Genomic DNA, 14,720 nt, shown 5'->3' on the forward strand with positions numbered 1-14,720 from the left:
CCATCAGGACCGCCTCTGGCAGTGTACCAGGGCACAACTGTAGCAGGCGCTGCAGGGCAGCTTGATTTTCAGCCGACGTCTCAGGCAGTTGTATTTCGTCGGGGTCGTTAGTAGTCATCATTATAGAAAGACGGTCTGGCCATTACCTTCTAAAGCAGGCCAGCTGCTTTGAAAATCCGGGTCCATTCAACGTAGTGCTTGGCGTAATTCCATTCTTTGCAAAGCAGATACTTATGCCGCGTTAGTAGTGGTTTATAATAGCGTGGGCGTCCTTTTGAATCCAATCTCAAGGCATTTAGGTCGGAACTGTCATCGTATGGTCTTAATACCTGTAGCTCACGTGCCATGCTCAAACGCGTCCCCTCTGCTAGTATATGCTCAACTGCTGCCAGCGCGGCGGGCTCTTCGTCCAGCACGTGAAACACATGCTGAATCCCTTGCCCAATTTTGATATGACCAAGTTGCTTGTTGTCTGTTTCTTTCACCTGATTCCAGATAGCCTGCACGGCAGCTTGCACAGTTGAGTCAATCATTGAATCCAGCTGTGTTGCGGTTGCAGACATGGCGGCTACCGGCATCAGTGCCTCTGAAGCATCCGCAATTCCAGCTTCGGTCCTGAATACTTCATCTACCAGCCAGTCTTCCAGCATATCCCGGCGGCCATTGTTCCACTGGCTGCCGAGGTAATAGGTTATACCATCCAGCACATAGGGCTCGGTATAGTAGCGCGGTTGGCCGGCAATGATGAGGCGCTCCGTAGCCAGTACTGGCACATACAAGCCTAGTTGCCGGGCACTGTATTGCTTTTCCTGCAGACGCTGTACAAAAGGAGCAACTCGCCCATCAGCAAAGAGTTGGGCGAAAAGCGCCTGAGCCAGCCGGCCAATACGGTGCTTTTTGTGCGCGGCCAGCAATTCGCGGTAGGCAGCAGGCAACCGGTCGGTCAGGTCTTCTTCACGGCCCGTCTCTTCATCATCTAACTCTTCCTCTTCATCCTTTTCGCTGTCGAGCATGCTGCTCATCAATTCTGGCGGGGCCATGCTTTGCACCTCCGCCCTAATCAAAGCACACAGGTCTTTTACCTGCTGATACTTTTCCTCTAAATATTCAGGTGAAAGGACCGCTGAAGAAGTGGCCTGCCGGTACCCGGTTTCTTCCATAAAGGATTCTATTCTGGCAATAGCCGTTTCTCTATCCTGGGTAGTCAGGTGGCTGAGGCTGGCGAAGCGGCCGGGAGTGCTGCGTAAAAACTCCACGTAGGTGAGCGAACCTTTCTCATTATTCGCCTGACGGCAGGCTGGCAGCAGGTTACCGAACCGGTGCAGGCCCCCACTTGCCCGGTTTAGTGGAATGGCGTGGTCCCGGTCAATATCGGCCGGAGCCAATGCCTTGCCAGTATAAGCACAACGATTTCCAAAAAAATCAAGTGTCGCTTGCCAGTGCTCTTTGGTAAAACCGCCGTGCATTTCGCCCACATCAGCAAGTAAGCTGCGGACAAATAAGTTGGCAATGCTACTGTGGTGAACGCGGCGAATGGTGGCCATAGGAAAATGAAGAAGTGACGAAAGGTGGTTGAATTAGAATCAGGTTGTAGCCAGAAAAGCCTATTGCGCATCGTAGTGGTTAACAGCATATCGAATTGCCTCCGCGGTAGCACCGGGCCGGTTATGCGCGTCACGCAGCTCGGACCTGTATTCTTTACCAACTCCGCTTTAGGAAGCGCCAGCGTGCCGCGTGGTAAGGAAAAGCCCTCCTGGGTGGTGGACTGTAACAAACCTGGGTAGATCATAGCAGCTTTGGGCGATATTGAATGGCTATTCTAAACTCGTATCTTATGCCAAAGTACTACGATCAGCAGGAGATAGAGTCCCTGCCGACCCTCAATCTGTTGGGGGACCTGCTGCGCTCCCCGCTAGCTTTGGCCCGCCTCAGGGGCCGGCAACAACCCTATGACTCGCTGCTGGCCGCGCTACTCGCCTGGGAGAAGCCAGATCAGCTTCCTACCATTACGGTCCTGCAGCACGCGCCTGCATCAAGCCGGCCCGGTTCCGGCTGATTTTGGAATCGCTCTACCAAGCCTTCCTCAATGCCCTCGCCGCCGAGGAAGTCGTCATTAGTTGCCCGCTGGTTGCGCACTGCTTCATTATCCCGGGCCAGCATCAGAACCAGCTCGTCTGGTGCCAACTGGTCCGCGTCCCGCAAGTAGGCGAGAACATTGAGCTGGATTTTCTCTGGGCTTTAACCGGGCGGGACTCCTACTTTGTGGAGAGCATCTCTTCGGAATACCGGGAAGGGAAAACCACCGTGTACCTGCAGCTGGCGGCGGGCCGGTATGATCCCTACTACCAGCTGCTACTGGCCCGGGCGCGCTTTGAGAAGAAACTGACCCATTCCCTGGAGCGGCAGCTGGATGAAGAGCAACTGCGAGCCTGGCTGCTGACCGCCTACGGGGTTACCAAAGCGTCTCCACCGGTTCCGGATGTGCCTGCCCGTCGGGCGCGAAAGCACAGCTAAGTCTACAATTGATTCGCGTTATCTGGATCTGCCGTCAGCTCAGCCTATAAACCTGAAATCAGTCCGGGAGTATGACGCTAGGCTGAAGACCTTTATGCCTGTACTATAACTTTCCACCCTGTCTGAAACTGGACTTAAAAAACCTACCTTAGCTCTCTTTGACGTTTGGTGCATTGCTACCCGGTCAATCTTGTTATGCAGCTTGCAAAAATTTATCAATATTATAATATCAGTCCTAAGCAGCTGGAAAATATTCTGGGTAAGCATGGGATAAAAGCGCAGCTGAAGTTCGTAAAGACGGCACCGCCTGCCTGGCTGACTATATTGAGTGATGAGCTAGGCATTCCTCATCCGGAGAACATCGCCCCTCTGGAGAATGCTTCATTTACGGAGCTGACCTCTGATGAGCCCCAGCCTCCCCTCAACAATCACACTATTAACCTGGAGCTGCTTGCGGAGACGCAAAGCCTGTTAAGTACAACACCGGCTGCAGACGAAAAAGAGCCTTCGCCGGCAGCCCAAGCCGCCCAGCAGCCCAAAGCGGGAGGTCAAAATCGCGCTGCCAGACCTAAGAATGCAGCGGCAAAGCAACCCGGGGATGATGAGTTGTATCTGGGGCAGGTAGTCGACGTAATTGGAGAACGGGGTTTTGGCTTTCTGCTGAAAAGAGGGGCGAGTGAAAAGCTGTTCTGGCATTTTTCCGCCTTTGGAACCTTGCCCGAGTTAAAGGACTGGGTGCTGTTTGCCGAAGGCCCCAGCAGAAAGAAGCCGGGCACCCTGGAGGTTCGTTGGGCGCGTCCCCTCAGCCAGAACCTGGCGTTGCTTCACCGGGTGCAGCAGCACGTGGACGTGGACACCCTCCTGACTCTGCTACGCGTACTACCCGAAGAAGCACGGGCCGAAACCGCCCTGGAACTACTAAGCCGCATCCGCCCGGTAACGGACACCGAGTCGTGGAGTCCGGCTATACAGGCGCTGACAGAGATCAGCCAGCATCTGCCGGCTTTGCTTGCCGAGTCGGTGCAAACGGTTCTCAATCGATCGACACCATTTTATGCCTGGCAGCTATGGCTGTACTACCAGTCGCCCCTGGCTGGCCACCTAGCCGTAGCGACTCCACTAGCTCATCTGCTGGCCGCGTCCGAAGCCGCTGTGACGTGGTGGACTAGTACGCCGCACCATACCTTGTCCGGGCTATGCCTGGCCTGCCTGCCCCAGCAGGACGGTGAACAGCTGCACACAGATCTGGCCAAGCTTAAGGGACTTCTGGCCAAGATGCACCCCGAGGTATACAACGAGGTTGTCGCGCTGTGGCTGCAACAGGCCGGCACTACCACTGAGGTCGAGGTTTTCCGTCAGCGCCGCCGCATTGCCCGAATGGCCATTGCGGATGCCGCGCAGGAGCTCGAGCAACAGCTTTTTGAAGCACTTCCCGCCTCCGCACACTTGGAAGTCTGGTTGGAAGAGGAGCAGCCCCATGCATTTCCGCGGGAGGCGGCACTTGCCCAGTTCAACGTCCTACTACCAACGGCTCAGGATAAAGTAGCGGCGCAGCTGACAGATGAAGAGCTGCTTGCGGTGAGTCAGTGGTTAACGCCGGCTAACAGCCCTCTGCTGCTAGACAGGGTGCGGGCCGGCCGGGATCAGCAGTTCCTTACTGCTTTTTCTGCTATAGGCCTCGATCTGGAGAGCGACCGGGAAGTCATCCACGAAATTGCCTGGGGCCGGCCGGGCGCGTGGAATACGGGCCAGGGTGATACCGCCGTGGAGGAGCGGGTGCAGCAGCTTCGGTTCCGAGTGGCCGACAGCGCTCCCTACCTGCTGGTGGGACATAACCTAACCGATTTCGACGCACCGGTACTGGCGGAGCATGACGTGGAGCTGCAAGCGGACTGCCTATGGGACACGCTCACGGTTGAGATGGCACTAAGCGTGGACTGGCAGGTGCTGGCTCTGCGCACTGCCCACCAAGCGCAGGCGGATGCTGAGATTGCACTAAGGCTTTTCCTGACCCAGGTAAGACGGGTGCTTTTACTTTCCCCGGCGGAGTGGGAAGAGCTATCACCCCTGTTTGGGGCGGCAGTGGTGGACACCTTGACCCGGTTGCGGACGCAGCAGCAGGAAGCATGGCTAACCGCAGCCGATTTGCGACACGAAGCTGCTGGTTACCTGCGGCCGCAGCCGCAGCCCTCCTCGCGACAGCGGTTGCTGCGGGAGCAGCTGCAGCAGAGCACCTCCCCGCGCACACTCGTGCTGGCTCCCACCGAGCTATGGAACGAGTTGCGAACCGAGTCCTTCATGAGCTTCTGGGATTCAGACAACACGCCAGCTCCTTATCGGCAGGTGCTCCAGGAGCCGGTATTGGAACAATTGGTAGACCACCCGGCTGAGCGCGTTATCGCGGGACGCTACTTCCGATATTGCCGGCAAGCCCAGATTGCCACCGTGCCGGCCAATATGGCTCCGGCTTTCCGGCACCGCCTGCAGGCAATCGTGGACTTTAGCAAGTGTCATCACGTCCCGACGACACCACCATTGTGGCAGGATGGCCTACGAATCTGCCTGAGTGCGGAGCAGATGCTGGCGCACCTACCACGGCTACAGGGCCAGACAGACCTGGAAGTGATCGTCCTGGAGCCTGACCTCATCACGTTAGGCCGCAAGCTGCTGTTGCGGGAGCTGGCCACCGCTGATGTGCTGGCGAGCCCGGCCACCCGGCCCGCATGGATCAAATTTTCTGGTGGCCAGAGCTTCGTAGCACTCCGCCGTGATCAGGCGGCGGAGCTTGGGGCACAGGTTCCTGCCGCCTATACCAATCTGTGGTTGGAAAAGCATCTGTACGGACAGTTTCGCATCTGGGGCAGCTTTGACTGGGAGGCACTCCTTACCTCCCTGGCGCCGTCGCGAGTGCACGTAGTGAGTGGAGCGGAGCGCCCATTTCCTCGTCAGCAGGTAACGTGGCTGGGATTGGCCCAGTTGCCGCTGCAGCGACGGCTGGGCATTACGCCCTTCAACCCGGAAACCATCTACCGTTCCCGCTATTGGCTGCTCCAAGCCATTCTGGTTAAGGAAGTCCTGGAGCGCAGCAGCTTCTCCCCCCTGGTACTGCTCCTGCAGCGGTTGGAGGAAATAGAGCCCTTGGAGGCCTATTTCCGAGGTCAGGGATTCTTCATACCGCGGCGGGAGGCCGCGCTGGGTCGTCGCTTGGAGCTATTGCACCAGTACGGCTCGGGCCGGCGGCTCCTGATTGTGCCGATCAGTCAGGCAACGGCCGTGGTGGAAGCTAATTACCTGGGACCGGTTCAGTTTGTGCTGGAAAGCTTCAACCTGCTTGAAAACTACTTTCTGGCCCGGGGCTCCCAGCTATTCGATCGGGCACGGCTACAGTCCCGGGACGTGGAGGCAAGCGAATCAGCTGGTTCTCCAGAGTATAGTTCTGTTGAGGGCAGCAGCGTGGAGGACGTGCTCGAGCGTGACCTGTTCTTCCTGCTGAAGCTGCAGCAGCCACTGGTGCAGCAGCTGCGCTCCCGGCTACTGGACAACCACGATGACAACCATCTTTGGCTGCTGGACCCCCGCCTGGGTGACTTTCCCGCCCTGGAGCAGTCCTGGCAGATGCAGAAGTACTTCACGGATGCTCCCTGGGCCACCGAGGAGGAATACCTCACTGCCGCGCATACGATCGACCAGGTGCTGCTGAGTGCCCGGCCGGAACAGGAGTTTACGCTGGACCTGGAGGAAGCCAAGACCTTGCTGAGCAAAGTCTTTCTGGAGGGCCATCCCTGGTACGATCACCAGCAGCCCTACCTCAACAAGATCCTTCCCGCCCAGACAGACTTACTGGTCTCGCTGCCCACGGGCGGGGGCAAGTCCCTGCTGTTCCAGGCCCCGGCCCTGTATCGCAGCGCCTTTACCAACCGCTTGACCATTGTCGTCACGCCCCTCAAGGCCTTGATGGAAGACCAGGTAAGTGCCCTGTGGAAGCTTGGCTTTTACAGCAGCGTGGAATACATCAACCAGGATAAGCGGGATGAGCTGCCGCAGATTTACCGCCGGCTGGCGGGTGGGGAGATTTCCCTGTTATTCATAACCCCGGAGCGCTTTCGGAGCGGAGCCTTTACCAAGGCCTTCCTGCAGCGCTTCAATAACGACCAAGGCTTGGAGTACGCGGTGTACGATGAAGCACACTGCATTTCGCAATGGGGGCATGAGTTCCGGCCCGACTACCTGTATTCCGGGAAGGCCGTTCAGCGCTTCCGGGAAGGAAGCCCCCGCCGATTCCCGGTGCTCCTATTTTCGGCCACCGTCTCGGAAAAGATCTATCAGGAGTTTACGCAGCTATTCGTGTAATGGAGCGCATAGGAGAGTTAGCTTATAATCCGGTGCGGGAGCACATCCGCATGAGCTTTGAGCGGGTCAAGGAAGAAGCCCAGCAGGCGGAAACCGTCGTGCGGAACCTGCAGGAGAAGACCTTCGATGCAAGCGTGAGCCGGGTACTTATTTTCGTGCGGACCCGCCGCCGGGCCGAAGAAGCAGTTCAACAGCTTAGTGAGCTGGCCGCCGAAGCGGGGCTGCCCTGGGCCGAGCAGATTGACTACTTCCATGCCGGGCTGGATGGCTTTGACCGGGAGCGCAAGTACGCCGCGTATCAGACGGGTGAAACAGTTGTCTTGGTGGCAACCAAGGCCTTCGGCATGGGAATGGATATTAAAAACATCCATTACGTCTATCACCTGGGGCCCTCTTCCGCCTTTGAGGATTTCCTGCAGGAGGTAGGCCGGGCCGGCCGTAACCGGGCTGCACTGGAGGCAGCCGGATTCTCTGAAGCCCATCCTATCCAGGCCGTTTGTGTAATGGCCAGCCGGGATTTTCAAGTGCTGCGCGACCTGCAGCACAAATCCGCTCTGAGCTGGGAGTACGTGCTGAAGACGCAACAGCTGATTCACCAGTATGCGCAGAAGTACCGGGAGCTGGATACACTGGTGCATGAGCCCTTGGCACTGCCGCTGGATTTGTGGCAGCGGGATGCCGATGAGAAAGAAGAGGACGATGTCCGGTTCCGCCTAGCGCTGCACTGGCTGGAACTGCTGGGTCGTATTCGCCTCGGGCTATTTACCCCCTCGTTTCTACCTCTGCTGCTACTGGAGAAGCCCAGCTATCTGAAAATCAAAGACGATACGGAGCGGGCGCAGATGCAGCAATTTATTGCCCAGCTGCATGCATCGAAGTATCGCGAAGCCACCGCTGTGAGCATGCCGATGGAAGAGCTCAAAGCGCTATCGGGTAAAAGCCGACACGCCGAGCTGTTCCGGTTTCTGTTTCTGGCCCAGAAGATCAAGGCCATATCCATTGACCGGAAACTGCATCTGGAGCTGACGCAGCTGCGGGAAGCAGAACTCAAAGCCTGGCAGGAATCCCGCGGGAACAAACGGGACTTGCCGCTGGTGGAGTCGGTGTTTTTGCTGGCGGAGCATCTCCTGGCCCCAATAGCTCCCCAGACGCAGCGCAGCTTGGACGGCAATGAGCTGGACCGGCTGGTAGGGGAAGTGGCGGCTGAACATCTTCAGCCGGACCACATCTATTGGACACCGCTCAAAAAAGGGAAGCCGGTTGACAAGAAGACAACCGCTAAGGATCTGGCAGCGGACTGGCGGGAGAAGCGGGCTAAATTCGCCCTGAAGCTGGTACGGCTGCTGCCTAACACGCGGCTGCAATCCGTCATGAACGTGCGCGACCGCAGTGAGCCGGGCGTAACGCAGCTGATTTATAACGGTAACCGCCACGACTCTCTCTGGCGCAAGCCCCTGGCCGAATTAAAAAAACGGCTCCTGGCGTTGCTACAGTATGTGACTGCTCAGACGCTCACGGGAGAGTACACCTTCAACTATGCCGACATGGTGGTGGCGCTGGAACTGGAAGAAGCGGGGGTAGATTATTTAGATAACCTGCTGTTTCTGGCGCGGGCGCTAGGCTACATCAAAGGGGGCGGCAGCTTTATGCCCATGGGCATTGAGCTGTTCCTGCTGGATCAAACCGTCCCGGACTACGAGGACCAGTCTTCGCGGGATTACCAGACCCATCAGCAGTTTTTAGAAGGAGCCGAGCTTAAAAAGCTTCGGCTGCTGGCTCTGGAATGCCTGGCCGCGATGCCCCACCAAAAACAGGACGCCTTTATCAAGCAGTACTTTGCCTGTGAGGGTAGCGCTGACCTGGTGGGCTTGCTGGCAGATCACCTGGGCGCTGACCATGCCATGCTGCGGGCCTTTCGGCAGGAGGCGCTCAAGGATGCCGAGGAAAAGCTCAGTGCGGAGCAGCGACAAGTCTATGATGCGCCGCTAAGCGATAACCTGCAGGTGATTGCCGGGCCCGGCAGCGGTAAGACGCACACCCTGACGCTACGCGTCGCTCGCCTGATCCAGAAGAATAATATTCCACCAGACCAGATCCTGGTACTGGCGTACAACCGGGCCGTGGTAGTTGAGCTCAAGGACCGGTTGAGCACGCTGTTTCGGGCCTTGGGTTACGGGCAGCTCATCAAGCGCCTGCACGTGTATACCTTCCATGGCTTATGCCGCCGCTGCCTGCAAGGAGAGTTGGAGGGTGTAGAGTTCAGCCAGTGGGTACCGCAGCTGGCCCGGGCGCTGGCCCATAATCCGCGGCTGATTCGCCAGCAGTTGGGGCCAGTTGAATACGTGTTCGTGGACGAGTTTCAGGACATAACGGGTGAGCGCCTAGCCATGCTCAAAACCATTGCTCCCGTTGACTCGGCCAAGCTCTGCGTTATTGGCGATCCTAATCAGAGCATTTATGGGTATGAGCGCGTAGCAGAGGGAGGTGAGGTTGACCCATATCCCTATTATGCGGAGTTTGAGGAGTTGTATCAGCCCCAAAAGCATTACCTAAGCAACAACTACCGCTCCTACCCCGGCATTTTGCAGGCAGCGGCCCGGCTGCTGGCCAATAACCCGGACCGGTTTTCAATTCCACCCCTGCAGCCCGTTCGAAAGCCCGCGCGAAATATGGGCTATTGCGAGCTGCTGTCCTTCCGGGAAACCAAGACTGACTGGAAGGTGAAGCTCGATGAGCTGCTAACAGAAACCGAATACGAGCCGGGCAAGCGCTACCAGCAGGTTGCCGTCATGCTGCGCTCCAATGATGAGGTGTTCCGCGCTTTCAACGAGCTGCAGTCCCGAACCCTTCCGCCCGATGTGGCCCTGCGCATTCAAGGGGCTTCCAACTCGCCGGTAACCTCGCGCGAATTTCAGCATTTGCTGCAGCCCTACCAGCAAAATCCGGAAGCGCTCCTTAGCCCTAACTACCTGCAGGAGTTTGCTCGCGCTAAACAGCAGACGCTGCAGAGCTTTGCCGGCGCGTGGGATGAGTATCTAATTCATTTGGTGCATTGCCTGGTGCGGGAGTTCAGAGTTGAGCAGGAAGACGACGCTACTAATCAGGACCTGCTGGACTTCATTGATGACATGGCCCGTCGCGATGATGGCCATTTCATGAAGCTCTACGAGAAGCACATGCCAGAACTGGTGCCGGGCCACTCACGGCGGGAAGTAGTGCTCACGACCATGCACAAGGTGAAAGGACTGGAGTTCGATGCCGTGCTCATCCCCCCATCCTTTGCTGATTTCGCTGCCGATTGGGACGGTAGGCCAGTAACCAACCTGCGCCAGGTAGCGGAGGAAGAGCGGCGGCTAGTGTACGTAGCCTATACTCGGGCCCGGTATCGGCTGGCCGTCATCCAATACGACCGGGAAGCAGCCGTACAGGAAGGGCGGGCTTATCAACTGGCCAATAAGGAGCAGCGCCTGGGCCGGATTGTCAAGCCCGGCTTAGATAAGCTGTTTATCTCTTGGGGGGCTCGGGAGGATCGAACGTATGAGTTCATCCGTCACAAGATCAAGATTGGCGACCCCGTGAAGCTAGTAAAGGTTCAGAAGGCTTTCAACGGGAAATCCTGGGTGGAATGGCAGCTATGGTGCAACGGTTGGCAGGTAGGACAATTACGAACGGGGGCATTCAAGCAGGAGCCGCGGGTAGATCAGCTGCTGGGGTTGGCAGTCTCCGGCATTAGCTATTATACCTACCAGGATTCGCAACAGTATGATGAGAAACACAACACCGATTACACGCTGAAGAACTGGCGGCAGAATGCTGTTACCCGAGGGCATATCTATCTGGTTGATTTCGCTGGCTACTACAAAGAGTAAGGCAGCCGGAGTTAGCCTGTGATTTGTTAATCCTTCCAATCCTAACTCCGCTTTCCTATGCCTAAATCCTATCAATCAGAAGAAATGTCCCTAATGAAGTCGGAGGATATGACGCGTGACTTGGTAACAGTGCCTGAAGTGCTGCGTCGCCTTGCCGAGCAGAATGCCGAGTGGCAGCCTCTAGCGAAAGTCCTGCTCGCCGTTGATGGCGACGCGGGAGTTCCCACAGGTAAGAAACTACAGCAGGACTTAGGCATTTCTCCTTCCAAATACCGACGCTGGCTTGACGCACTATATGCTGCTTACCTGCACCTACTGGAATCGGATGCCGATACCGTAGTCTTCAAGCAAGTCGAGCACCAACTCATCCTGACTGGCCGTCGAGCCTCACAGACCTTTAGCTGCCGCCTACCTATCACGCCCCGAGTGGGCGAACAGTTGCAGTTGGATTTCTTGCGGGCCGTCACGGGAGAGTCTATGTTCTATGTGCAGAGCATCACGCACGATTTCACCGACGGGCGCTACGTTGTGCTTGTATACCTAAAGCCAGGCTATTTCAACGCGTATCAGCACCAACTACGAGCGCGCGCCCGCTTCGAGGAAACCATTGGTCTTGACGTCAGCTTTCATGCGCCAGACTATTTCCTGGATGACCTACTGCGCGAACGTTACCCACCACCTACGGAATCAGCTAAGGCGGAGGAATTACTCGATAATGCAGAAGTTCAGTACGGGGGACGCTCGATTTTTGGACGAAGAAGGAGTTGACCAATATATGGCGGGTAGAGGAAAGATCAGAGGGGGCGTTAATCTTTTATGATTATAATAAGAACCGTGGCGGCTGGTTTAATCGCCCAGGAGAAGCAACCATGGTATGTTGAGCCTTCCCTAAGTCCTCTAATTGTTTACTGCCACTTGATCACCTCATTGCAGCGGTACTGTTTAATCTCTTAGAGCATTAGAGCAGAAACCTATGTGGTTAAGCGGTCCCCATTTGCAGCGATCCTGAAGGCTGGTATGGATTCAATTGCCCAAATAGCTCTATAGGAGTGTATACGCTCGATTGCAGGTAACGCACGGGATTGCTGTTGGCCAACTGCCACCAAGCGTCAGGAGCGTTGATCTCGCTCACTAGGTGTTCCATTAATTCCACTGCTAGCTTTGCTTCGTTCTTGACCTGCGTGGTCATGAAAAAGTCGGTGCCAAAGAGAATACGTTCTCGGAAGGGGCTATCCGCAGCCAAGTCGGCAGCCAAGCGCGTAAACAATCGCTTTTCGGCCAGCGTGAACGACACGTCGGTGTACACATGCGGGTACCGCATCATCAGCCATCGGATGCTCTCATACCAGTTTTCGGGAGCAGTAGTGGGTAAGTTGGCAGCCGTGCTCTGGTCAATCTCGCTACTGCCGCCGTAGTGCGCCAAGCAGATTTTAAGATTGGGAAAACGCGCGAGTACCAGCTCATACGCGCGCGGGTCAAGAAAGAAGTCGCAGAAATTGTCATTAGTTTCCTTCACTGTGGTAATACGCAGCGGGTAAGGTAAACCATATAGTTCCCGAAGGCCATCGGGGCGAGCGGGGCTGCGCAGGTCATCTGTAATAGGTCCTCGGTAGAAGATACCGCCCCGCGTACAGTGCGTCATGATAGGCAGGCCATGAGCCTCAGCGTATTGATACACTAAGTCAAGGCGCTCGTCGAAAGGATAAAAGCCTAAGCCAGGGTAGAGTTTGATGCCAACGAAGCCACGCTCAACCCAGCGCAGTAGAAAAGCAAGGTTTTCGGCTGCGCTGCCGCGGCGCGGGTCGATGCTCACAAAGGGCAGGCAGGTATTGGGGTAGCGCCGCCGTAGATCAAGCAGTTGCCAGAGTTGGCTTTCTTGATTGAGAGTAGCCGTGCCTGCGCCCATCAGATCAAAGTTGATGGGCAGCACGACGAAGCGAGTGCCCGCCGGATAGGCAGGTAGTAGGTGCTTTTCAAAAATGATCAGTGGCGAGAGATCTGAGCCGATGTTGAGGAAGGCTGCGTACTTGCGTGCAAAGGGAAAGCGATTAGCCAGACGCAGGGTCCAGTTCTTGGCCAGAGGAAAGGCCAGAATCAGTTGAAGTAATCGGGCACCGGCTTTGCCAAACCAGCCCCTACCGATGCCGTTGAGAAACCGATCAGGAGCACAGTCAAGGTTAAATACGTGAGTGTGACAGTTGTAAATGTGCATGACGGCTAGCTAGGTTCTTTATCGGGGGTGGGAGTGGCAGTAGGCGGGCGCAGGCCCACGCTACGCATGTTCACGAAGCGATTGAGAAGCTCGAACCAGAAGGGAGCACCAAAAGACAACGCTACCGCAGTTAAGAGCCAGCCAAGCAAGGTCCAGCGGTCGAACTGCTGATATAAGTGCTGGGCACCATCCTTAAGTGAATTCCACCAGTTGCGCGGAGCTGTCTGGACTAGCTTTTGCAGTTGCGGAGCATTCGCTACGCTGTCAATTGGCAGCTTGCTTTTCTGCCAGAACACTCGGGTAAGCATGAGTCCATTGACGGTAGTATCACGACTAACGCGTTGGTAGCGCACATAATGCTCCGGCTGCTGCCAGCTGACTGACTTAGGGACAGCCTGGGTGCTAGCAGTGTTGATCGTAGTCCCCAACGCGGAAGGCCGCTCTGCTGCTGGTGTCGTGAGCGTCGGTACAAGCTGAGACGCTGCTCCGGTTGTGGCCGCTGTTGCGACCCCAGCGGCGGCATTTGTAACATTTGGATTACCTGGTTGTGTAGTAGGCTGTGCTGTGGCGCCAGGGGCAGGCAGCGCAGCATCGGCGGCTGGTTGAATTGCCGTTGGCTTTGTGCTACTGGTTGCCTTAGCTAGCTGCGGTAGCATTACTGTACGTGCCGCTTGTTTTACGAGAAAAACTGGAGGCAGCGTAGTGCTGTCGAGAGGCAGTTGCAGGGACCAGCCTATGGGAAAGCTTAACTCCTGCAGAGCGCTCGTTAACGAATCCACCCGATGTTGGTAGTGTCGTAAGGTAGTACGCGCCGCCTGCACATCCGCTGGTGGGGCAATTGGGGTGAGTCGCATGACGGTGCGGGCTGTCGTGTCGCGCGCTACTTCTTCGGCATAGGCTATAATTCGCTGCCGGGCAGCCGTGTGCGTCCAGAGGTAGCTGCTCACGCGCAAGGAGTCGAGGTTAAACAAGGCTGCTACCAATAGGCCGGTCAGCAACAAATACTTGCGAATAGCACGCTTGTACCAGCCCGCTACGCGCTCCATGTAATTATCGTACCACACAGCCGTACCGTGTATTAATTGGTTGAATACAGCCGTTTCATCCATTGGCTTATCACAACCTTCGGCATTGAAGAGTTGGGTGCGCATCAAGGCCTTGAAGTCACCTTCCGATACGCGGTTTAGCCCTTCCTTAAACTGTTGCAACGGGCTAAGTGGCAAGCCGCCAGCCATAGGAGGCATAACTTGGTACTCACTATCGCCGGTGGGCTGGCTGTTGGCGTCCAGGCGAGGCAGAAACTGATGGGTACGGGCTTCATCAGTGACCAAGTCGATGATAGCCTTGACAAAGACGCTGGATGGAATGTATGTCGGTGGTCGGTTTGACTTTTGCGCCAGCATATCCACGCTGGGGTGGCGATAAACCAACTCGGCCCAATTTTTATCTTGGCCGCTGTTAAGTGCTTTATTCAGGCTCCGGCGCAGGTAATTGCCTCGCAGATTCAGCTGGCCAGCAAACCACTCAAAAATAGAAGAGACAACCTGGCTGAAGAACAAGTACAGCAAGGAAAGGGAAATAGCGACTTCTAAAACCGGCGTTAAGGACATTGGCAGTCAACAGCATTGAACCACTAAAGCTGCTTTTTGCTACGCCACAGCGCTTCAGTGCTAACACTGATTTTGGCACTGGTATACAGTTAATTTTATAGCTGTTTAATCCCAAGATAGCTTCCTGAGGCATTGCAACAGTAACTGAATCAAGAGCTCAGCAAG

7 protein-coding genes are annotated in these 14,720 nt (G+C 56.2%); 4 read left to right on the forward strand and 3 right to left on the reverse strand.

Features of this window, described 5'->3' with window-relative positions; translation table 11 throughout:
* Window positions 1–149: 149 nt before the first annotated feature.
* Window positions 150–1,544, reverse strand: a complete 1,395-nt coding sequence (locus J0X19_RS22210; protein ID WP_206986612.1) for an HNH endonuclease — start codon at window positions 1,542–1,544, stop codon at window positions 150–152.
* 514 nt (window positions 1,545–2,058) lie between these two features.
* Between J0X19_RS22210 and J0X19_RS22215 the strand changes: the two genes are divergently transcribed.
* The 4 genes from J0X19_RS22215 to J0X19_RS22230 all read left to right on the forward strand — a co-directional run bounded on the left by J0X19_RS22215 (window position 2,059) and on the right by J0X19_RS22230 (window position 11,501).
* On the forward strand, window positions 2,059–2,514 hold the full coding sequence (locus J0X19_RS22215; RefSeq protein ID WP_206986613.1) for a hypothetical protein: 456 nt from the start codon (window positions 2,059–2,061) through the stop codon (window positions 2,512–2,514).
* A 168-nt stretch (window positions 2,515–2,682) separates the two neighbouring features.
* Window positions 2,683–6,864 (forward strand): DEAD/DEAH box helicase, encoded by a 4,182-nt coding sequence (locus J0X19_RS22220; RefSeq protein WP_317194806.1) that lies wholly within the window; start codon window positions 2,683–2,685, stop codon window positions 6,862–6,864.
* Window positions 6,864–10,733 carry an ATP-dependent helicase gene (locus J0X19_RS22225; protein WP_206986615.1) on the forward strand — a complete coding sequence of 1,290 codons (3,870 nt, stop codon included), beginning with the start codon at window positions 6,864–6,866 and terminating at the stop codon, window positions 10,731–10,733. The genes J0X19_RS22220 and J0X19_RS22225 overlap by 1 nt, the downstream gene beginning before the upstream one ends.
* Before the next feature lie 57 nt (window positions 10,734–10,790).
* Complete coding sequence (locus J0X19_RS22230) at window positions 10,791–11,501, forward strand: hypothetical protein (protein WP_206986616.1); 711 nt, start codon at window positions 10,791–10,793, stop codon at window positions 11,499–11,501.
* A gap of 211 nt (window positions 11,502–11,712) precedes the next feature.
* Here the strand turns inward: J0X19_RS22230 and J0X19_RS22235 are convergent, their stop codons facing one another.
* Complete coding sequence (locus J0X19_RS22235; RefSeq protein ID WP_206986617.1) at window positions 11,713–12,945, reverse strand: amidohydrolase family protein; 1,233 nt, start codon at window positions 12,943–12,945, stop codon at window positions 11,713–11,715.
* 5 nt (window positions 12,946–12,950) lie between these two features.
* Entirely contained in the window at window positions 12,951–14,555 is a 1,605-nt protein-coding gene (locus J0X19_RS22240) for a hypothetical protein (protein ID WP_206986618.1), read from the reverse strand.
* Window positions 14,556–14,720: the final 165 nt, after the last annotated feature.

It is taken from the genome of Hymenobacter telluris (assembly GCF_017313265.1).
Classification (GTDB): Bacteria; Bacteroidota; Bacteroidia; order Cytophagales; family Hymenobacteraceae; genus Hymenobacter; species Hymenobacter telluris.

Bases quoted from the DNA above. Each gene is read 5' to 3' on its own strand.
- J0X19_RS22210 (WP_206986612.1), bottom strand. From the start codon at position 1,544: ATGGCCACCATTCGCCGCGTTCACCACAGTAGCATTGCCAACTTATTT.
- J0X19_RS22225 (WP_206986615.1), top strand. From the start codon at position 6,864: ATGGAGCGCATAGGAGAGTTAGCTTATAATCCGGTGCGGGAGCACATC.
- J0X19_RS22230 (WP_206986616.1), top strand. From the start codon at position 10,791: ATGCCTAAATCCTATCAATCAGAAGAAATGTCCCTAATGAAGTCGGAG.
- J0X19_RS22235 (WP_206986617.1), bottom strand. From the start codon at position 12,945: ATGCACATTTACAACTGTCACACTCACGTATTTAACCTTGACTGTGCT.
- J0X19_RS22240 (WP_206986618.1), bottom strand. From the start codon at position 14,555: ATGTCCTTAACGCCGGTTTTAGAAGTCGCTATTTCCCTTTCCTTGCTG.